19 protein-coding genes are annotated in these 21,811 nt (G+C 50.9%); 10 read left to right on the top strand and 9 right to left on the bottom strand.

All coding sequences use genetic code 11. The features are described 5' to 3' along the window. The 8 genes from ACJJI7_RS07280 to ACJJI7_RS07245 form a co-directional block, all read right to left on the bottom strand. Positions 1-327: a chaperone modulator CbpM gene (locus ACJJI7_RS07280; protein WP_020413782.1), complete on the bottom strand. Its 327-nt coding sequence runs from the start codon at positions 325-327 to the stop codon at positions 1-3. Beyond that, a complete protein-coding gene (locus tag ACJJI7_RS07275) occupies positions 324-1,283 on the bottom strand; it encodes a DnaJ C-terminal domain-containing protein (protein WP_020413783.1) in 960 nt (319 codons plus the stop codon). The genes ACJJI7_RS07280 and ACJJI7_RS07275 overlap by 4 nt, the downstream gene beginning before the upstream one ends. 150 nt (positions 1,284-1,433) lie before the next feature. Further along, on the bottom strand, positions 1,434-1,802 hold the full coding sequence (locus ACJJI7_RS07270; RefSeq protein ID WP_020413784.1) for a hypothetical protein: 369 nt from the start codon (positions 1,800-1,802) through the stop codon (positions 1,434-1,436). Between the two features lie 482 nt (positions 1,803-2,284). Beyond that, positions 2,285-2,848 carry a TFIIB-type zinc ribbon-containing protein gene (locus tag ACJJI7_RS07265; protein ID WP_282951983.1) on the bottom strand — a complete coding sequence of 188 codons (564 nt, stop codon included), beginning with the start codon at positions 2,846-2,848 and terminating at the stop codon, positions 2,285-2,287. A 129-nt stretch (positions 2,849-2,977) separates the two neighbouring features. After that, positions 2,978-4,672: a flotillin family protein gene (locus ACJJI7_RS07260; RefSeq protein WP_020413786.1), complete on the bottom strand. Its 1,695-nt coding sequence runs from the start codon at positions 4,670-4,672 to the stop codon at positions 2,978-2,980. Between the two features lie 15 nt (positions 4,673-4,687). Continuing rightward, entirely contained in the window at positions 4,688-5,341 is a 654-nt protein-coding gene (locus ACJJI7_RS07255; protein WP_020413787.1) for a YqiJ family protein, read from the bottom strand. Further along, on the bottom strand, positions 5,341-6,069 hold the full coding sequence (locus ACJJI7_RS07250) for a PspA/IM30 family protein (protein ID WP_020413788.1): 729 nt from the start codon (positions 6,067-6,069) through the stop codon (positions 5,341-5,343). The genes ACJJI7_RS07255 and ACJJI7_RS07250 overlap by 1 nt, the downstream gene beginning before the upstream one ends. Positions 6,070-6,170: 101 nt before the next feature. Beyond that, a complete protein-coding gene (locus tag ACJJI7_RS07245) occupies positions 6,171-6,626 on the bottom strand; it encodes a hypothetical protein (RefSeq protein WP_020413789.1) in 456 nt (151 codons plus the stop codon). A 297-nt stretch (positions 6,627-6,923) separates the two neighbouring features. Between ACJJI7_RS07245 and ACJJI7_RS07240 the strand changes: the two genes are divergently transcribed. The 10 genes from ACJJI7_RS07240 to ACJJI7_RS07195 all read left to right on the top strand — a co-directional run bounded on the left by ACJJI7_RS07240 (position 6,924) and on the right by ACJJI7_RS07195 (position 21,135). Then, complete coding sequence (locus ACJJI7_RS07240; RefSeq protein ID WP_020413790.1) at positions 6,924-8,306, top strand: nicotinate phosphoribosyltransferase; 1,383 nt, start codon at positions 6,924-6,926, stop codon at positions 8,304-8,306. Between the two features lie 209 nt (positions 8,307-8,515). After that, on the top strand, positions 8,516-10,147 hold the full coding sequence (locus tag ACJJI7_RS07235; RefSeq protein WP_020413791.1) for a TldD/PmbA family protein: 1,632 nt from the start codon (positions 8,516-8,518) through the stop codon (positions 10,145-10,147). 35 nt (positions 10,148-10,182) lie between these two features. After that, positions 10,183-11,514 (top strand): TldD/PmbA family protein, encoded by a 1,332-nt coding sequence (locus tag ACJJI7_RS07230; RefSeq protein WP_282951987.1) that lies wholly within the window; start codon positions 10,183-10,185, stop codon positions 11,512-11,514. A gap of 27 nt (positions 11,515-11,541) precedes the next feature. Beyond that, positions 11,542-13,173: a TldD/PmbA family protein gene (locus ACJJI7_RS07225; protein ID WP_444902404.1), complete on the top strand. Its 1,632-nt coding sequence runs from the start codon at positions 11,542-11,544 to the stop codon at positions 13,171-13,173. Between the two features lie 214 nt (positions 13,174-13,387). Continuing rightward, positions 13,388-14,113, top strand: a complete 726-nt coding sequence (locus tag ACJJI7_RS07220) for a DUF4159 domain-containing protein (protein WP_444902405.1) — start codon at positions 13,388-13,390, stop codon at positions 14,111-14,113. 2 nt (positions 14,114-14,115) lie between these two features. Beyond that, positions 14,116-15,114, top strand: coding sequence for an AAA family ATPase (locus tag ACJJI7_RS07215; RefSeq protein WP_353375814.1), 999 nt, complete (start codon positions 14,116-14,118; stop codon positions 15,112-15,114). 5 nt (positions 15,115-15,119) lie between these two features. Beyond that, the gene (locus ACJJI7_RS07210; protein ID WP_444902406.1) at positions 15,120-16,022 is read left to right on the top strand and encodes a DUF58 domain-containing protein; all 903 of its coding nucleotides are present in this window, start codon (positions 15,120-15,122) and stop codon (positions 16,020-16,022) included. Position 16,023: 1 nt separating this feature from the next. Further along, entirely contained in the window at positions 16,024-17,229 is a 1,206-nt protein-coding gene (locus ACJJI7_RS07205; protein WP_020413797.1) for a BatA domain-containing protein, read from the top strand. Beyond that, complete coding sequence (locus tag ACJJI7_RS07200) at positions 17,222-19,450, top strand: hypothetical protein (protein WP_020413798.1); 2,229 nt, start codon at positions 17,222-17,224, stop codon at positions 19,448-19,450. The genes ACJJI7_RS07205 and ACJJI7_RS07200 overlap by 8 nt, the downstream gene beginning before the upstream one ends. After that, a complete protein-coding gene (locus ACJJI7_RS07195; RefSeq protein ID WP_444902407.1) occupies positions 19,447-21,135 on the top strand; it encodes a hypothetical protein in 1,689 nt (562 codons plus the stop codon). Before ACJJI7_RS07200 ends, ACJJI7_RS07195 begins: the two co-directional genes overlap by 4 nt. Here the strand turns inward: ACJJI7_RS07195 and ACJJI7_RS07190 are convergent. Further along, positions 21,127-21,687: a lipocalin family protein gene (locus ACJJI7_RS07190; protein ID WP_020413800.1), complete on the bottom strand. Its 561-nt coding sequence runs from the start codon at positions 21,685-21,687 to the stop codon at positions 21,127-21,129. The genes ACJJI7_RS07195 and ACJJI7_RS07190 overlap by 9 nt on opposite strands. Between the last annotated feature and the right edge of the window lie 124 nt (positions 21,688-21,811).

Here is a 21,811-nt window from a genome sequence, read left to right as displayed (position 1 = left end):
TTATTTACGCCTGTGGCGCGCCTCTAGCCGCGCCAAGTGTGCCTGTAACCTCTCAATTTCCTCTAGTAATTCGATAGCCAGAGCCGCACCGGCCAAATTGACACCTAAATCACGCTCCAGGGTATATGCCCGCCGAACTCGGCGCACGCAGATACCACTGAAGCGCCACTGTGGTTCCCGGTGGCGGGGTTCGATTACACCCTCCTCCACCAGGGCAATTATTCGCTCTGCAGGAACTCCACAAGCCCGGCACAATTCGCTCAGGCTTAGCTCACTATCTTCATCCAAGAGGATGCCGGTCACCCGCTCAAGTTTTTTGATCCTCACTCCCAACCCCCCATAGACTTACGCGGGTTATATTCAAACGCTTCGCTGAATTTATGGTAAGCATCGCGCTGTGCATCTGTAGACGCCGACGGTGTTACCGTCTGCAACACAACATACATGTCCCCCGGCTGTTTGGCGGGAATGCCGCGGCCTTTAAGGCGAAGCTTTTTGCCATTTTCACTGTTAGCTGGAATTGTCAGCTTGATAGCCCCCTCTGGTGTTGGCACCTGTACCTTAGCGCCCAATGCGATTTCCCAAGGTGCAAGAGGCAGTTCCAAGTAGACGGTCTTAGCCTCAATACGATAAAGAGGGTGGGGATTAAAGTTGATCTCCAGATACAGATCGCCCGGCTTCCCCTCACCAATACCCGGTTCACCTTGTCCTGCCAGTCTTATTTGCTGCCCCTCAGTAATACCCTTAGGAATTTTTACGTTGAGGGTACGCTCCTGCATATGCGGGCGCCCATCCGCACCCAATACCGAGTGCTTCAGAGTGATCTGGCGGGTGGCACCGCGGTAGCTATCCTCCAGGTCTATGGCAATTCGCGCATAGGTATTTTCTCCCTGGGCACTAAATTGGCGCCTCTGCCTGCCACCGTAACCCTGGCTGAATCCACCCCGACCAAAAAGACTTTCGAAGAAGTCACTAAAAGCCTCTGGGTCAGCATTGGTATAACCACCACCATGAAACTCAAATCCCTGATCCCAATTTGGAGGCGGCCGAAAGTCCTGTCCAGACTGATAACCGGCGCCTAGCTGATCATAGGCTGCACGCTTTTCGGGGTCTTTAAGCACCTCATAGGCCTCATTTACCTCCTTGAAATGCTCTTCTGCACCCTCCTCGTTACTGACATCCGGGTGATATTTACGTGCCAGCTTTCGATAGGCACGTTTAATCTCCGCCTGATCAGCGTTTCGCTCCAGACCGAGAATCTTGTAATAGTCCTTGTATTCCATGGCTTTAATAAAAGCCGATGATGAGAGGGTTCGCCATGTAATTGAAGCGAGAAAATTGGCGTGAGTATTATCTGATTAAGCAGATGTCCACTGATAGATAGAAGCGCCGATAGAACAATCGGCGCCAAATTACTAGCTTAAATTACTAACTTAATGTCCAGTTTCGTAAAACATTGAGCCTTCCAAGTATTCAATACTTCCATCAACATAATGTATATAGACTTCAGCTTGGTTAGGCGAATAAGCCCTTACTGTCACGGAACAGTATAAGCCCGAGCTGCAACCTTTCACCCAATTAATACGATCGATAGACTTGGTGATATTAGTAATTTCCCAGCTTCCCGAAGTTGAATTCCCAAAACTGAAATCGAGACCACCACAGCGGTTCGTGCCATTACCAAATACACTTCCTCCAGCTTTCACATTAAGGTTGCACACCAGATCTGCAGAAAATGCAGGGAATGCAGTAAAAGAACAAACAATTAAAGAAACCGCTAAGAATAATTTTTTAATAGTCATCTTCCTAACTCAATTATTTTTTTATATGTTAATTGTCACAGTTAAACAAATTAGCGACCTAAATTAGATTAACATCAAGATTTTAATTTTCAAAGACGCCTACAAAATCCTCTCGAAAAAAAATGAGAACAAATTATCAATTTCATACAAATATTTTTTACTATTAAAACATTGATTTAGAAAATCCAGAGACGGATGATTTAGGTGACAATGAGGTTTTCCTCGATTAAATAAGGAAAACAATTCCCATTCTTAGATAGCCTATCGTCTCGTTTAGAAACGAAGAAATTCAATCACAAAAATGTAGGCAGCTTCTATATCATAATTAAAGCGATCTTATAATCGATTTTAGTGATTCTTAATGCCATCAAGAAGCGAGCCAACAACAGTCAACTTGAATAACAATTGGGTAGCAATTATTTAGCTAAAGGGGACAGGAGTGAATCTTGCCCCCAGATCAATAACACTATAAAAACTGGCAACTAGCGCTCGGCAGAATAAGGGTCTTCCGCTATCAAATAGGCAAGCATATCCGCTTTCTGTTCTTGGGAGTGCAACCACTCACGGACCTCTTTTACTTTCTCATATAGCTCTTCGCCAAATCTGCTCCGATAAACTTCAGAAAAAGTCTCTTGTGCTTTAGTATCCCTAACCTTTTTCTGCCACTCATGAGTGACTAGAGAGTTCAGAGAAGCAGCAAGCCCCTCAGCCTTCAGAAGCTCCCACTCTCCCTTATCCAGCCAAATACCACCAATTGCCGGGCTATAATCTAAACGGTGTTCACTGCCTGCAGTAATTTTTAACTTCTGCATGATCATGCCTGTTACCGGACATAAAATAGCTTTCTTGGTATCTTCTGCCACCACTTCATTCAGCACATCTAAGTTATCTGAAAAATGATTTTCGGGGGTTTTTCTTTTCCAAGTCAGATAGTCTTCAACCAGAATCCAGTTTCCCCCGCAGCTAGAGCAGGTATGTGCACGAAACAACTCCTCAATAACAACTGGTTTGAGCACACCTTTTTTACAACTGGTACAGCGTTTCATAATTTCCTTTCCCTAAGAAAATAACCCAGGTTTTTTTTAAAGACCTGGGTTGATAAATTAGAGTTTTTATCAGTTGAATAACTTGTAAATAAAGCCTGAATAACATTTATCTACAAAATCTGAAAAATATTAAACCTCAGTCTCAACGGGGTTGCTTAAGTTACCTACACCCGCTTCTTTCAAGAGAGAATCCACTAAAGGGGCCATCGCTCGGTGCTTCAGAGCGCTACCGACTAAAGCTTCCGGCAGGCTTTGGCCTTTAGCTTCCGATTCTCCATCCAGAATTCCACTGGACGCACGACCTTCCACACCATTTAAACCTTCAACAGAAATAATTTTCATTCCCTCAATACTTTCCATCGGTTTAACACTCTCACGGATAATATTGGGCAGATTCTCATGCAGGCTCAGCACCTTCTTGAGTGCAATCTGAGCTTCATTGAGACTGTTGTATGCCTCGTTCATCAGACGCTGACCTTCAGCATCCACCGCATATTTCTCACGATCTGCTTCAACCTTAATACGAATTGCCTCTGCCTCTGCAGAAGCCTGCAGGCGAAGTGCTTCGGCTTTATCTTCTGCAGCTGACTTCTCCGCTTCGGCCATTACTTTAATACCGGTAGCCTGACGCTCAGCCACTTTCTGGGCTTCGATAATCTCGATACGTTTATCACGCTCTGCCACTTCCACGTCCTTGGCGGTGCGCACCTGCTCTTCTGCTTTTACCGCTTCAGCCAGTGCAACGTTGGCCTGCTGGTCTGCCTGGGACTGCTCTTTGGATTTTTCCGCAACAGCAATTGCCCGCTCTTGCTCCGCAATTTCTACAGATTTCTCTTTGGAGATACGCTGCTCATCAAGGATACGTTCACGTTCAATTTCCTGTTCCTTTAGGCGACGTTCCTTTTCAATCTCCAACAATTTTGTAGCCTGCTCTGCAGCAATCTGGGACTGGCTAACCTCACGCTGAGCTTCGATCTCCGCCTGACGTGCGCCTCTCTCTTGTGCAGCCAATTCACGGGCGATATCTGCTTTTTGTGCTGCTTCACGATTTTCCAACTCGCGCTGCTGCTCCAAGTGTGCGTAGCGTTTTTCTTTATCGATCTCCAGTTTCTGACGCTCTGCCTCGAGATTTTTCTTCTCGATCTGTACCATAGTCTCTTGCTCAACGTCGTTAACTTCTTTACGACGCGCTTCAATAGAACGGGTCATGCTGGCAAGGCCTTCAGCATCGAAGACATTATCCTGGTTAAAAAACTCTTTGTGAGTCTGGTCCAGGCCGGTCAAAGAAACAGACTCCAGTTCCAGTCCGTTTTTCAACAGATCCTCAGAAACCACCTGTTGTACTTTTTGTACAAACTGGCTGCGTTGTTCATGCAACTCCGCCATTTCCATTTCAGCGGCCACAGAGCGCAACGCATCGACAAACTTGCCCTCAATCATTTCCTTCAAGGCTTCGGGGTCCAAAGTACGCAGGCCTAAAGTTTGTGCCGCGTTGGCTATCGCCTCGACATCGGGCTTTACACGCAAATAGAACTCAGCGAGCACATCGACGCGCATACGGTCCTTGGTAATTAGCGCCTGATGCTCTTTGCGGGATACCGCAAGACGTAAGGTATTCATATTTACCGGAATAATTTCATGTAAAACCGGTAATACCAATGCACCGCCATTCATGATGACTTTTTGCCCGCCCATGCCGGTACGTACAAACGAACGTTCTTTAGAGGCACGGGTATAAAGCCGCGCGAAAATGGTACCGATTACAATCAGGCCAACCAGTATTGCACCGGCAATAAATACTACAATGGGTAGGTTTCCTATCACTTCTAGATTCTCCAGTTAATTACTTTCCATCAGGTGCTCGCTGGTTGGACGAGTCACACGGAAATGCACACCCAACTCCTCTACCAGTAACACCTTTTCCCCCTGGTTAAAAGTTTCACTCTCATCAGGCTCCACCATCACATAGTGCGTGGTGCCATATTCATCGTTAAAGCGTGCTTCTGCGGGTGATCCTGCCTCGGCTTTACCGACAGTAATTACCGCGACTCTGCCAATAAAGGAGTTTCTTCTCACCGCTTCAGACTCATCACCGACAGCGAAACGCCGCAGTAAATTACCAACAAAGCGCACCTGTGGCAGCGCCAGGAAAAAAACTACCAGGGCCAACAGGCCGCCCGGTAATAACAGACCCAAAGTAGACTCAACAAACACCTGGATCAGTAAACCGGTAACACCAAAGCCAACCAAGAATGCCACTAAAAGAATCAGTGCTGGTACTTCGCCAAAGCGCAACCAGCCCAAAACTTTAGTCAATCCACCTGTTGCACCACCATCCGGCCCATCGATATCAATATCCGGCAGCATGTTATCGAGTAGATCTGAAATACCAACACCAATCAATGTCATCACACCTTCAAGAAGCGCTATCATAAACATTAAAATTAGCGCACCAGTGAAGATCAGGTTTTGATCTTGCAACAAGAATATCATCAGCCCCCCGACTTAATTTTGGCTAAACGTTCTTTCACACGATTCTTTCGTGCAAACTCCTCAAGCTCTGCTAACTTGCTGGCATCTATTTCGGAATCAAATGTCGATATAGCTGTACTATCTATTGCTCGATTAAATGCATCTGTAGCTTGTTCTACCTGGGCTTTCGAATTTCTATCCCTACCATATTCATCAGCAACAACGCTACCTCTTACATTTTTATTGACCGCGATAAATTCTTGCAATTTCTCACGCATTTCCCGCTTCTTACCTTGCAGAGCAAGAATATAGGAGCCTAGCTCCTTTATTTCTATCTCATTTTCACTGATCGCTTTCTCTAAAATTGGAAGCTGCACCTCAATATCCATTTGCTTGGCAATGGCGGCTTCAGCCAAATCATCACGACCTTCATTTATAGCGATGGTAATTTGTTCAGCTAAATTTTTATGACGTGTATTTTCGTCGTTTAACGTTCTACTATTTAGATACTTAGATGCCTCTGCTTTCCCTAGCTGGCCTCGCACATCCTTAATCGCATCATCCACATCCCGAATTGCCTGTTCCATTACTGACTCTGGCGCAGCGGCTTCAACTGAGCCCACGACTGAATTCGCAGACACAGAGATTAAGCGTGAAATGCGCTTAATTAATCCTTCTCTCAAGATCATCTTTCCTTTTACTATTTCAATTTCCAATAAAGCCAGACCAAGTCCCTCAAATTCTGACAAACTTTATTAATTACTTCCCAAAACGGGCTGCTGAATTACCGCTTTTATTTCAAGATGAATACTGCTGCTTGTTTAAGCATAAAACTCATTTGTGCGGATACTTATTCCGCAGTTTCACCTTCTAGGCATTCACGAATTCTCACGGCGGAATCACGGTGAATGCTCCGTGGATTACTCTGTTGTGACATCAGCAACATTTTTTCCAGGAAAGCCTCGACACTCGGCAACAAGTCTTTCTCCAATTCCGGTGCCATTGGCTCTTTACCCGCACAAACTTTGATAATGGCGGCACCTTCTGTGAGCAACTCCATTACCGCCTCAATCAACAGACTCCGCTGGTTTTCCTCCAGATAACGAGCCTTTAATGGCAGCATGGCCTCTGCAGAGGAGAGATAGCTGCGGGAAAGACAATCCCCGCCAATAGACTCCCTCGCCATTGCAATAATTTCGCGTACTTTTTCACTTTGGGTGACCGCCCCATTGCGATCAATCGACATCAAATATGCATAATCTTCCGCCGATAGGCGTGCCGATATAGATTGTGTTTTATTGAGCATAATGATCCCTTACCTGCCATGTATACAAAAGTACACACCACTATGCACAGGGTCAATTAAAACTCATATGGCTTATTAGTACGGCAGAACCAACCGACGCAGGAAAATATTATGCTAGTAACTGTGCTATCTATAATTCAGGAGACTTTTGTAAGGAATTGTTCTTATTACCGCCAGTTGTTTTAATTTACACATCCTAACAGAGATGAATTTCCGCAAAAATATTTTTGTTTCCCACACCCAGAAACGGGCTTTTGGCGACACACCCAGTAGTTCCATCGCCAACTGACGGATGTAATGTCGATAGAAAACCTGATTCTCAATGTCGATAGCTATAAAGCCAGCCACTACCTGCAATATCCACCAGGTACGGAATTTATTAGCAGCTATATCGAGTGCCGCGGCGGGGAATTTTCTGAAACGGTATTTTTTGGTTTACAAGCTTTTATCAAGCAGTACCTACAAAGACCTATCACAATTGCCAATATCGAAGAGGCAAAAAAGCTACTAGAAACCCACGGTTTGCCCTTTAATCGCGCAGGCTGGGAACATATCGTCAGTAAACATCGAGGACTGCTGCCTTTAGAGATTTGTGCTGTAGAGGAGGGAGGCATCATTCCTTTACACAATGTCATGGCACAAATTGTTAATACCTGCCCATCCTGTTTCTGGTTGACCAGTTATCTTGAGACCGCACTAGTGCGTGCTCTCTGGTATCCCTGTACTGTCGCCACACAGAGCCGGGAAATTAAAAAACTCATTGCGCATTATTTACAGCAAACGGCCGACAGCCAAAAGAGTCTCCCCTTCCAATTACACGATTTCGGTGCGCGTGGGGCCAGTAGCTTGGAAAGTGCCATGTTGGGCGGTATGGCTCATCTGGTGAATTTTCACGGAACAGATACTCTCTCGGGAATAATAGGTGCGAGAAATTTTTACCATGCCGATATGCCCGGATTTTCTATTCCGGCGGCAGAGCATAGCACCATCACTGCGTGGGGCCGAGATGGGGAAGCATTGGCCTATCAAAACATTCTGCAGCATTTTTCCGGTAAAAATAAAACCGTTGCTGTGGTCAGTGATAGCTATGATTTATGGCACGCAGTGGAAAATATCTGGGGTGGCCAATTAAAAAACACGATTCAAAACAGTGGTGGGACCTTGGTTATCCGCCCAGACTCCGGCAACCCTGTGCAGATCGTTGTCGATTGTATAGAGCGATTGATGCATATATTTGGAGCTCACATCAACAGCAAAGGTTACCGTGTTTTGCCTGAGTATATTCGTGTTATCCAGGGAGATAGCATCTCTCGCTTCACTATTCCCAAAATACTGCAGGCAATGCAGAAGCATAAGCAAAGTGCTGAGAATGTAGCTTTCGGTATGGGAGGCGGGCTGCTGCAAAAAGTCGATAGGGATTTAATGAGCTTTGCCATGAAAGCCAGTGCTATTCGCATCAATGGTATCTGGCGGGACATCTACAAGGACCCGCGCACAGGGCCAGAGAAAAAATCCAAGCGCGGACGCCTGGCCCTGATTCAATGCGAAAATGGCGACTTCAGAACCATTCGTCTGGAGGATGTAAATCATTACAAGAATTTACTGAGACCAGTGTTTCGTAATGGTAAACTGCTTACAGAAACGACTTTTTCTGAGGTACGCCAACGCGCAGCCATCTAGCAACTTGATTCATCCGCCTCCTCTTTCCGTAACCATTTGCCCCTAGCAAACCTCATTTCACCGAACCAACACTTTACAAAAGCAATCATGGCCTGTTACCTGTATAGGTTTGTTGTCTGGACAAGGCGCCCGGCCGGGCCTCTTGTATGTATCGGGCACAATAACAATAAGCACACCCCCAAACCCTATTGGGGGGATAAAGGTAGCCAATGGAAAGAAGAAAATTCCTCAAGATCGCCGGCGTCGGCTCCAGTGGTATTTTATTACCACTACAGGGCATTCAGGTCAGCGCCGAGCAACTGCTCAATGAGGGCATGCACAGCTCGCACAAACGACACTTGGCAGATGTCGCGCTGAATACGGCGCGCAAAGCCGGAGCCAGTTATACCGATGTGCGCATCGGTCGCTATCTCAATCAGTACGTTATGACCCGCGAAACCAACGTGGAGAATATCGTCAATACGGAATCCCTCGGCGCCGGTATCCGCGTAATCGCCAATGGCACCTGGGGTTTCGCCGCCACCAACGATCTGACTGCCGATGGCGTTGCCCGCGCCGCACGCCAGGCGGTTGCGGTTGCCAAGGCCAACGCGAAATACCAGACCGAGCCAGTGCGCTTGGCACCGGTTAAAGGCGCAGGCGCGGTTTCCTGGCAGACACCGATCAAACAGAATGCCCTGCAGGTGCCCATCAGTGAGAAAGTCGATTTCCTGATGGATGTTAATAACGGTGCACTCAAAGCCGGAGCCAGCTATATCCGCTCTTCCTTGTATTTAGTCAATGAGCAGAAATACTTTGCTTCCAGCGACGGCTCCTACATCGACCAGGATATCCACCGCCTGTGGGCGCCCATGCAGGTGACCGCTGTAGATAAAAAGAGTGGTGCTTTCAAAACGCGCAATGGCCTCAGCGATCCAGTGGGAAGAGGTTATGAATACCTGGCTGGCCACGATAAAGACAAGATTCGCGGACAGACCACGCTCTACAAAGCCTCCTACGATATGGCCGAGGATGCGGTGCTCGCGGCAGAGCAGGCCAAGGCCAAGCTTTCGGCTAAATCCATCGATCCGGGCAAGTACGACTTGGTACTGGAACCCTCGCACCTATGCCTGACCATCCACGAATCTGTGGGCCACCCATTAGAGCTGGACCGCGTGCTGGGTTACGAGGCCAACTATGCGGGAACCTCCTTCGCCACCCTGGATAAGTGGCGCAGCGGCAAGTTCCAGTACGGCAGCGACAAAGTCACCCTGTTTGCCGACAAAGTACAACCGGGCTCCCTCGGTGCCGTCGCTTATGACGACGAAGGGGTTAAAACCAAGCGTTGGGACCTGGTAAAAGACGGCATCCTGGTGAACTACCAGGCTACCCGCGATCAGGTACATATGATCGACCAAAAGGAATCCCACGGCTGCAGCTATGGCGATAGCTGGTCCAGCGTGCAATTCCAGCGCATGCCCAATGTCTCCCTGGCTCCGAGCGAGAAGAAGTACTCAGCCAAAGACATGATCCGCGATGTGGAAAAAGGCATTTACATCGTCGGGCGCGGCTCCTACTCCATTGATCAGCAGCGCTACAACTTCCAGTTCGGCGGACAGCTGTTCTACGAGATCAAAAACGGGGAGATCGTCGGCCAGGTTGAGGACGTCGCCTACCAGTCCAACACCCAGGAATTTTGGAATTCCTGCTCGGCGATATGCGACAGCAGTGATTACCGCCTGGGCGGAACCTTCTTCGATGGCAAAGGCCAGCCCAGCCAGGTGAGCGCCGTATCCCACGGCTGCTCCACCACCCGTTTTGACAAAATTAATGTAATCAATACCAAGCGCAAGATTTCCTGAAGGGCGCACAAGAATAAGTAATTGGAGAAAAGGCAATGGCAATTCTGAGTAGAAGTGAAGCGAAGCGTATTCTCGACAAGGTTTTAAAATACAGCCGCGCCGATGAAGCCAGCGCGCAACTGGCCGGCAGCGAGACCGGCAATATTCGCTACGCGCGCAACAGTGTTTCCACCAGTGGCATCGTCAACGATATCGAGCTGGCTGTAGAGGCCCGTTTCGGCAAGAAATCCGGTGTGGCCACCATCAATGAATTCAGCGATGCCTCCCTGGAAAAAGTGATGCGTCGCGCCGAAGAGCTGGCCAAGCTGTCTCCGGAAAACCCGGAAGCCATGCCGATGCTGGGACCGCAGAAATATGTCAGCGTAGACGGCTTCGCCAAGTCCACCGCAGATATCACTCCAGACCAGCGCGCCAAGGCTGCGGCAGATTCCATTATTGCAGCCAAGGAAAAGAAAGTGGTTGCCGCAGGTTACCTGGAAGACCAGCGCTCTTTTGCGGCAGTCGCCACCAGCAAAGGCCTGTTCGGTTACCACGCTTCTACCTCTGCCAACTTCACCGTAACCATGCGCACCGAGAATGGCCTGGGTTCCGGTTGGGCTGAAAGTGACGTTACCGATTTCGGCGCGATGAATACTGGCAGCACTTCCTCTGTGGCCATCGACAAGGCGGTCCTGTCCCAGGAAGCCCGCGCCCTGGAACCGGGCAAGTACACCGTGATCCTGGAGCCCAATGCGGTGTCCGGCCTGGTGGGTTACATGATGAGCGGCTTCGATGCGCGCAGTGCCGACGAAGGCCGCAGCTTTATGAGCAAGAAGGGCGGCGGCAACCGTACCGGCGAGAAGATGTTCGACAAGCGCGTAAATTTCTACTCCGACCCCACCAGTCTCGATGTGCCAGCTCAACCCTGGACCGACGATGACTTTATGCAGCTTGGACGCATCGAGTGGGTGAAAAATGGCGTGGTGAAAAACCTGGCGCGCAGTCGCTACTGGGCCGAGCAAAGCAAAGGCGAAGTGGTCCCCGAGCCCAACAACCTGATTATGGTGGGCGGCGATAAATCCACCGAAGAACTGATCAAAAATACCCGCCGCGGCATTTTGGTATCCCGCACCTGGTATATCCGTATGGTCGATCCCCAGTCCATGTTGCTCACCGGCCTCACTCGTGACGGCACCTTCTATATCGAAAACGGCAAGATCAAATACCCGGTGAAGAACTTCCGCTTCAACGAGAGCCCGGTAATCATGCTCAACAATATTGAGGATATGGGCGTACCCCAGCGAGTGGGGATGTGGGGCATATCAGCCATGATTCCCGCACTGAAAGTACGCGATTTTACTTTCAGCAGCCTTTCCGACGCCGTTTAACCGCCAGCACCCATCGAGGATAACGAAATGGATAGAAGAAAATTTCTCCAGCTCAGCGGTGCCGGCCTGGGTGTTTCCATGTTGCCGCTGTCCGGCAATCTGGTGGCCGAGAGCAAACTGACCCAAAGCGGTATTGATCTCTCGGTAAAAAAAGAATTTGCCGATGTCGCCCTGAATACCGCCACTAAACTCGGCGCCACTTATGCCGATGTGCGTATTGGTCGCTACCTGAATCAATACGTGATCACCCGCGAGATGAAAGTGCAGGACGTGGTGAACACCGAATCTATCGGCATGGGGATTCGGGTTATTGCCAACGGCACCTGGGGCTTTGCCGCCACCAATGACCTGACAGCCGATGGCGTCGCTCGCGCCACCCGCCAGGCAGTAGCCACGGCCAAGGCCAACTCCAAATACCAGCAGGAGCCAGTACAGCTGGCTCCGGTAAAAGGCCACGGCGAGGTGAGCTGGCAGACACCCATCCAGAAAAACGCTATGCAGATCCCCCTGGCCGACAAGGTGGATCTGTTGATGGACGTGAACAAGTCCGCTATGGATGCCGGCGCCAGCTATATCAACTCCATGTTGTACCTGGTGAATGAACAAAAGTATTTTGCCTCTACCGACGGCTCCTATATCGACCAGGATGTTCACCGTTTGTGGGCGCCCTTCTCGGTTACCGCAGTGGACAAGAAAACCGGCGGCTTCCGCACCCGCCAGGGCCTCAGCCAGCCGGTAGGACGCGGCTTTGAATACCTGGATGGCCGCGCCGAAGACAAGATCCAAGCGCAGACAGTGCTCTACCGCGATTCCTACGATATGGCCGAAGACGCACGCCTGGCGGCGCAACAAGCCAAGGAAAAGCTCACGGCTAAATCGGTCAAACCGGGCAAGTACGACCTGGTGTTGGACCCAAGCCACCTGTGGCTCACCATCCATGAATCTGTCGGCCATCCATTGGAGCTGGACCGCGTACTCGGCTACGAGGCCAATTTTGCCGGTACCTCTTTCGCCACTATCGATAAATGGCGCAGCGGCAAATTCCAATACGGCAGTGACAAGGTCAATCTGTTTGCCGATAAGGTACAGCCCGGCTCTCTCGGTGCCGTCGGCTACGATGATGAAGGCGTGAAGACCCGCAACTGGGATCTGGTAAAAGACGGTGTGCTGGTGAACTACCAGGCCACCCGCGATCAGGTACATATGCTGGGGCAAAAGAAATCCCACGGCTGCTGCTACGCAGATAGTTGGTCCAGCGTGCAATTCCAGCGCATGTCCAACGTTTCGCTGTTGCCTGGCAAGGAGGAGCTGAGCGTCGACGATATGATCAAGGATGTGGAGAAAGGCATTTATATTGTGGGTGCCGGTTCCTTCTCCATCGATCAGCAGCGCTACAACTTCCAGTTTGGTGGACAGCTGTTCTACGAAATTGAAGACGGCAAGATTACCGGCATGGTGGAGGACGTCGCTTACCAGTCCAACACCCAGGAATTCTGGAATGCCTGTTCGCAGGTCTGCGACAAAGATGATTACCGCCTGGGTGGTTCCTTCTTTGACGGTAAGGGACAGCCGATGCAAACCAGTGCGGTATCCCACGGTAGTTCCACTGCACGCTTCGACAGTATCAATGTGATTAACACCAAGCGCAAGCTGGGCTAGCCATTGATCCAGGCGGGAGCTGGCCAGCAAACCAGTCAGCTCCCAGCATTGAAAATAAATGGGTAGAAGGAAAGAAAGTGCTCCGTTTGAGACCGTATGAGGCATGGATGCCGATTACGAGCGTACAGGGATGTATTTACAGCGTGTCTCGAATGGAGCACCTTTTTTCCTTTGCTCTCAACAATAAAAACCAACGCAGTAACAGAGTTATCCCGTGTCCCTCACCCGCAAGGCTTTTCTCCAGCGCCTGATCCTGGGTAGCTGCGCCGCAGCGCTGCCGCTGGGTACACGCGCGCAAAATACCGCACCGGGTAGTGCGCAGGAGCACTACGATTTTTATTTCACCCGCTTGATGTACGAATCCGGTGACTGGGATGTAGATCAGCGCATGCCCTCCAACCTGCTCAATTCTCTGGTGGAGTACACCAATCTCAGGGTTGACCCCAAAGAACACATAGTGCCGTTGGCCGATAAGAAAATGCTGCTGGCGCCCTTCTGCTACCTGGCCGGACACAAGCTGGTGCAGTTCACCACGGAAGAGGCAAAGAATTTTCGCGATTACGTCAATCGCGGTGGCTTTATATTTGTCGACGACTGCAACCACGATATCGACGGTCTCTTTGCCAAATCCTTCGAAGCGCAAATGACCGAGCTGTTTGGCGAAGACTGCCTGCAAAAGCTCCCGGACGATCACGACCTCTACCGCTGTTTCTTTCAATTCGATGAATTGCCGGTAACCAGCTTTGAATTAAATGGCTGGGGTGATGATCTGGTACACGACTACCTGAAAGCCATTGTTGTAAACAGCCGTATCGCCGTGCTCTACAGCAACAAAGATTTTGGCTGCGAATGGGACTACGACTACCGCAACAAACGCTGGCTCGCCATCGATAACACAAAATTTGCGGTGAACATTGTTATTTACGCACTGACGAGCTGATTATGCTGACCACCCTGGAAAATAGTATCGAAGAACAACTGCACAGCCTCGACAATCTGCAACAGGAGATTGCGCGAGTGATTGTCGGCCAGAAACCCGTGGTGGAGCAGATGTTGATCTGCCTGTTGGCCGGGGGCCACGCCCTGCTCGAAGGGGTGCCGGGGCTGGGTAAGACCCTGCTGGTAAAAACCCTCGCCGATGCCAGTGCGCTGGATTTTAAGCGGGTACAGTTCACCCCGGATTTAATGCCCGGAGATATTCTTGGCAGTGAGATCCTCGAAGAGGATCACAGCACCGGCAAGCGCTTTTTTAAATTCCAGCAGGGCCCGGTTTTCACCAATATCCTGCTCGCCGATGAAATTAACCGCACACCGCCGAAAACCCAGGCAGCCCTATTGGAGTCCATGCAGGAAGGCTCGGTAACGGTGGGCGGTAAAACACTCAAATTGCCCGATCCCTATTTCGTACTGGCCACACAAAACCCCATCGAACAGGCCGGCACCTATCCACTGCCGGAAGCTCAGCTGGACCGCTTCCTGTTAAATATTCATATCGACTATCCCGATGAGCGGGATGAAGTTGAAATCCTGCGCTCCACCACCGGTGCCAGCAGGGTCAAACCCAGCCCCAGCCTGGATGCAGAGCAATTGCGCGAAATGCAGAAACTGGTGCGGGAAATTCATGTCAGCGACGATCTGTACCGCTACGTGGCGACACTAGTGCGCGCTACACGCATGGAAACCAGCGGCAGCGATACCCTGCAACAGTGGATCAAGTGGGGCGCCGGTCCCCGCGCGGGGCAGGCTCTGATTCTCGCCGCCAAGGCGCGGGCCCTTTTGCAACGACGCCTCGCCGTCACCCGCGAGGATATCCGCAGCCTGTTACTGCCAGTGCTGCGCCATCGGGTGCTGCTCAGCTTCCAGGCCCAGGCCGATGGCGTGCAGATGCCACAGCTGATTGACGAATTACTGACAGCGGTGCCGGAACCGGGCCGGGACTGATCAGCGTGGAATACCTGTCCCCCAAAACCCTGGCCAGTTGTCGCGACCTGGTGTGGCTGTCGCGGCATATCGCCGAGGGCGTGATGCTCGGTGTGCAACACAGCCAGCGCCGAGGCACCGGCCTGGAATTTCATCAATACCGAGGCTATCAAGCGGGTGATTCCATCCGCCATATCGACTGGAAACTGTTTGCCCGCAGTGATCGCTACTATGTGCGCGAGACCGAGCAGGAGAGCCGTATGCACGTGTGCTTTGTGCTCGATACCAGCGCCTCCCTGGGCCAGGCAAGCTTTGTCGAGCCCAGCCTGAATAAACTGCATTACGCCAAGTGCTGGATTGCCAGCCTATGCTGGCTGCTCAACGCCCAGGGAGACAGCTTTTCTCTATTGGCGTTTAACAGCAGTCGGACGGTTTATGTGCCGGAAGGCCAGGGCGAGAGCCACCAGCGTCAAATCGCTCTTCAGCTACAACAACTCGACGCCAGCGACCACTGGCCAGATCACACTCAACTGGCGCCGCTGTGGCAATACTTTGAGCGGCCCTGTCAGGTGGTATTGCTGAGTGATTTTTTTGAACAAGGTAATGAGATCGGCGATTTTGTCGCACGCCTGCATGCCGCCGGCCGCCCCTGCCTGCCACTGCAATTGTTAATTGAGGCAGAACAGACTTTTCCTTTTGGCGGAGAGCTAAAGCTGCTCAATCCAGAAGTAAGCGCCAGTACGCCCGCAACTTTAGAAGTGGACGCCGAGCGGCAACGCCAGTCTTACCTGAATGCTTTTGCTCATGCACAGAGCGAGTTAAAAGCACGCTTTGCCACACAGGAATGTTCACTACAGACCGACCTTATCGAGCAGCCTGTGGAAAAGTCATTGCGGCAATTTATTCAACTGCACGGCAGGTTATGCTGAGATGTTGTGGATAAATAACTTATTTCAATCCCCACAGTGGCTATGGCTATTCACAGCCCTGATTATCCCTATCGCCATTCATTTGCTGCGCCGAAGTAATCCACAGCAGATCTCCTTTGCTGCGCTGCAATGGGTACAAAGATATTCACAGAGTCGCGCGCGCCGCCCTATTGTGGATAACAAGTGGTTGCTGCTATTGCGCCTGCTAATCGTCGCCCTGCTGACAAGTTTGTTGGCTCAGCCGCTGATTAAACGGGAAATTTATCCCCAAGAGGGCGTGATACTGGTGGACCCCAGAATTGGGGCGGGCGAAGCGAATACATTTATCCACAATTCACTGCCGCAGCTTGTGGGGGAAGGTTATAAAGTGCTGTGGTTATCCCCAGAAACACCTTCCGTAACCTCACCCCCACCACAAAATGTGGACCTGTGGAAAACTCTATCAGCACTATCACGCCGGGCGGATTTGCGTAGGGCTCATATCCTGTTGATAAACAACGGTGTTCCAGCGTCCCACCAGGCACTAAGAGTCAGTCCCCATTGGCAGTGGCATGGCCTCGATAAAGCATCCACAGCTCCGAGCCCGGTATTACCGAGTATCGCTTTAATGGGCAAACCGCCCAGTTGGTGGGCGCCAGTGCTGGAAGACTGGCAAAGTAAAATGCCAGGACTATCGGTGCATATTCAGGAACAAGAAAAGGCGCCCAGCGCCGAACAGACAGATTGGTTGATCTACACAGGCCTCGCACCCCTGCCACAAGCCGTGCTGGAATTTGTTACAGATGGCGGCCTGTTAATCACCGACAACAGTATCCCCCCTACCGATAATCTCAACTTCGTTGCTGTGGATAACAGCCAGTCAACTCAGGTGGCCTCAGTGGGACGGGGAAGTTGGCTGCGCTACGAAAGTGACTGGTACAGCGAGGTGTTTTATCGCCGCGCAGATTTACCTGAACGTTTATGGCAGCAGTGGTCTGGGCAAGACTGGTCGCTACAGCACGAAAATCGTGGCCACTGGTCTGCTAGCAAAATAATGGCAGGCCTTCCTGTAGAAGACAGCGAGGTGGAAAACCGTCGTATTGAACAACTGCAACCCTGGTTAATTATCGCCCTACTGTTACTTCTGGCTTTTGAACGCCTAATTGCCCTATCGCGACCTGCAGCCATTATGGCAACTGTTAGTAATGGGGAGGCTGACCATGGATAAGCGTCAGTTAACCCTTAACGCTGTGCGCAGGCGCTGGCAACTGGCAGCCCTGCGGCCCTATCTCTGGCTTGCCACTGGCCTCAGCCTTCTGGCTGGCTTGGGTATTTTTGTATTCGGCTGGCCACAGTGGCTATTGCTCGCCTGGCTCGGAATTATTGTTGTAGCCATTCTATTGGATCGCAGCTGGCGCCCAAGCCCTGAAAGCCTATGTCGACAGTTGGATGGACAATATCCACAGCTGCAAGACAGCAGCCAGTTGCTTAGCCAACAGAAAACCAACCTAAGTCCATTGCAGCAATTACAGCGCGCGCGTATCGAAACAGCGCTGCAACAACTGCTGGAAAGTGGCGACCGGTCGCCTCTCGGTCCAAAAAAACTCCGCAGTGCCCTGACAAATGCTTTTGGTGCCTGCCTGGGACTATTGTTATTTGTACTGAGCGATTCTCACTTCACCGGGGATAAAACTGAGACCACGCAACAAAATACAGCTATTCCCGTTGCCGAAAAGCTTGCCATAATGCGCGCGGCAACCCATATCCAGCCGCCCGCCTACACTGGGCTCACAGCCGAAAGCCAATCCCTACAAATCGATGTGCCGGAGCAGTCCAAGGTCGAGTGGCAACTCGAATTGAATCAGCCGGTGCAAGGGCTGGAAATGTTGGCCGAAACTGAGCGCTTCGCCTTTTCTCCGCTAGGTAATCTACCCAGTAAAAAATGGCAATTACAACGCACTATCGCTAAGGCAGACTTTTACCAGCTTTCAGTGCAATTCGCGGAGAGCCAAATACTTTTGCCGGAAATCCATAATATTCGGGTGCATAAAGACAGTGCCCCGGAGTTTACCTTTGAGGCACCCAGCCTGCGCGTCGATACCATTCAAGGGAGCACCCAAGGTATTCCCGTGAAAGTAATAATTAGTGATGATTACCAGGTGAGTTCTGCAGATTTATTGGTCACCCTCGCCAGCGGCACCGGGGAAAATTTACGCTTTCGCGAAGAGCGTATTCCACTCACCAGTTTGCAATCCACTGCTTTATCAACAAGCCCCTCGGAAGATAAGAAAGCAGCTCGCTACGATTTCACCCTGCCCATCCACCAGTTTTCCATGGAAGCGGGAGATGAACTCTACTGGTATCTGGAAGCCAGGGATAACCGCGAGCCCAGCGCCAACGTTGCCAAGAGCCAACACTTTATCTTGCGCTGGCCGCAAGAAGAGATTTTCGGGCTGAGCGACAGCGAGGGTATGGCGATTAAAATATTGCCGGAGTACTTCCGCAGCCAACGCCAGCTGATTATTGATACCGAGGCCCTGCTATCCGAGCGAGAACAGCTGCATCCGGAGGCATTTCGCAAACGCTCCGAGGGTTTAGCCTATGAACAGAATTTGCTGCGCATGCGCTACGGCCGCTTTCTCGGCGAAGAGGATTCGGAAGCGGAGCATTCTGGCGCAGAGACCGAGGAGCACGATGATGAAGAGGAGTCCGAACACGGCCATAGCCACGATCATACAGAACAAGGTGAGCACCAGGCACATGGCGAAGAAAATGCGACTCCCTTCGTACAGCGGGATTCCCACTTCCAACAGGCAGCACGCATAGTCGCTTCCGCCGGGCATCAGCATGACAGCTCTGAACATGCCACCCTGTTCGACCCCCAGACCAAGGAGCTACTGCGCAACGCGCTAAATGCCATGTGGAGTTCCTGGCGCGACCTGTCGGTTATAGAGCCCCAGGCCTCCCTGCCCCATCAGCACCGAGCTCTGCGCTTTATCAAGGAAGTACAGCAGGCTTCGCGTATTTACTTACAGAGAGTCGGGTTCGAGGCGCCCCCCATAGACGAAAGCCGCCGGCTTAGCGGTGAACGGGAAGACGTAGCGCCAGAAACTGTCGACAGTGCCTTTGAACAAAAACAAAGAGCACAGGTGCTCGCCCTAATGGCCCAGGTAGATGCTGGCGCCGAACTCGATACCGATCTGCTGGTGCAGATAAATGAGCTAGCCACAGAGCAATCACTGGATCTTGGCCTGGAGCTATCCAAACAGCTGCGTTTATACCAGCAGCGCCACCAGCAACCGAATTGCATTGATTGCACAAACTCCCTGAATCAGCTGCTCTATCAGCTACTGCCAGCACCGGAATCTGCGCCTTCACTGCCTTTGCAAACAGAGGCCGACGGCCATTTCAGCCGTTGGCTACACCAGCAAGGGGGGAAATCATTGTGATTGATTTCTTGATACCCGGCCTGTGCCTGTTGGCCTGTTTAGCATCACTCGTACTGTTGCGCCGAGGCGCCAAACCGTTCGACTATGGCCTGCAACTGGCGATTTGGCTGAGTGCCTGGATGCTCTGGCAGCCACCGGCAATCATTCCCGCCGAGCGCAATATCTCTATCGACAGCAAAGCGCTGGCGAGTTCACATCCAATAAATCTCAATGGTGTGGAAAATATCTCCCTCAATGGGGAGCCACTCGGCCGCGACAAACTGCGGGACCTGGCACCAGTGCGCCTGGAGCTATCGAATATCCAGGAATCTGATAGCAGCTGGGAATTCGACTGGCAGCGGCGAATTACCCTGGGTGATTCTTTAAAGTTAAAGGTTCACAACAACCAGCCACTGACTGAAAACCGACAAATTAGTCTGCTCAATCCCTACGGCCATATTGAAGACAGTCTTGAGCTGAAAGTGGGAGAAGCAATTCAGGCACAACTCACTGCCACTCCAAAACTCGCGGGCCCCCAGCTATACCGGGTACGGACGGAAAGCGAAACCGGCGAAATCCATACAGATCCTTTACCCATCCTGGTGCGAGAACCGCTCCAGCCCAAATTGTTACTGTGGCTGGCACGCCCCTCTTTTGAGACAGCCGCCCTCTCCCGCTGGCTGCGTCAATCCGGTGTAGCAGCACAAGTGATGACCCAGTTGGCACCTGAAATTAGTAGAAAAGAGACTCTCAATGGGCTTCCACTTACCGAGTCTGCGGATCTACTCACAAAGGAAAGTCCCTTCGATTTAGTCATTCTCGATAGCAGTTTGTGGCCGCAACTCTCCTCTCAACAAAAACATCAGCTCAGCGAGCTGGCCACCACAAAGTCACTGTTATGGTTAGTCAGTGGCGATAGCTCTGAAGAGTTTCTCCAATACGCTGCAGCCCAATCCATGCCTCTGCAAAAGGGAGAAGATACCCGTTTACACTCCGGCTTTGGCTACCAAAAAGCGGCCAATGCGGAGATTCCCCCACTGCGCAATTCTGGCTTTATAGCCGTGCAGCCCAGCTCCAGTGACTTCTTACTGGATAATGAAGAAACTCCCCTTTTCTGGGGACGTTCAACCCAGACGCAGCACTTGGGTTTTATTCTATTTAGCGACAGCCACCGCTGGCTAACCAGTGGGTTTGCTACTGAATTCGCCAGCCTGTGGAAGTCCATTATTGATTACCAACTCAAGCATTTGGGTAGTCAGCCGCCAGTAACCCTCTCCAATAAGTTACCGCGGACTCAGGAACGCACCACCCTATGCAGCCCACTTTTTTCTAATCAGAGACCAATATTATTAAGCTCCCAAGAAAACTCCCTACCCATCAGTGGTGTCGCCGTAAGTAGTAATTCCCAGGGCCAGTGCTACAGCTTCTGGCCACAGGGTTCTGGCTGGCATCAGCTTAAGACTGATATGGATGGGGAGCCGGTATTAAACTTCTATATCTTTGCCAAACAGGACTGGCCCAAGTGGCAACGGTCCCTAAATGCCAGGGAGGCCCGACAAATGGCCGCCGCACGCTTGGGGCCAGTTGATAATCGTCACTCAGGCAAAATGCCTATTGAGCGCCAATGGCCGGCTTTGATTTTGCTGTTATTGGTCTGCACAAGCTGGTGGAGGGAGCGCAGAATCTTAAACAGGCCCTTATCTTGAAGACTGCGCGGAGGGTTTATTACCCGGCTGCGCCTCCTGCTTGGGGAATATCAGCTGATCGACGGGATAACCCATCGCCTTGGCTTTCTGTATAAATTGCTCCAGTACATCCTTTGGCATAGTTGGGGTGCGGGACAATATCCACAAATAGGATTTGTCATATCCGGACACCATCGCATATTTATAATCATCTGCCAGGGCAATTACGATATAGGAAGAGTAAAAGGGACCAAGGAAAGATACTTTCAAGTGGCCTACATCCTTGGAACCGACAAACTCAGCCCGCCCCTCCGCTAATTGCCAGGCATCACGTGCTTTTGAGTAACCCGTATTGATGACCGCGACGGAACCATCAGGATTGAGGCTGTAGTCCGCAGTTACCAGGGTCAACCCGCGCTCGAAAGAGTGATCCAAACGGGCTATTTCATACCAGTGGCCTAAATAGCGCTGCAGCTGGAAATTCTGTACTGGCTCAACCCCCTCCGGTACCCGCGTGCAGGCACCTAACCACAGGAAGGAAAACAGTAGTACTCCCAGGGAAAACTGCTTCATCTAGCCACTCCCAGCAAATTCACCCTCAAATCAAAATAGAAGACAAGGGTTTCACAAGGTCAGGATAGTTTCGAGAGTTTGTATTTCACCCATAAAAAAACCACCGCAAGGGTGGTTTTTTATC

Source organism: Microbulbifer variabilis, assembly GCF_056232115.1.
The sequence above is the reverse complement of the archived record's forward strand: the minus strand, read 5'-3'. Positions and strand labels throughout refer to the sequence as shown.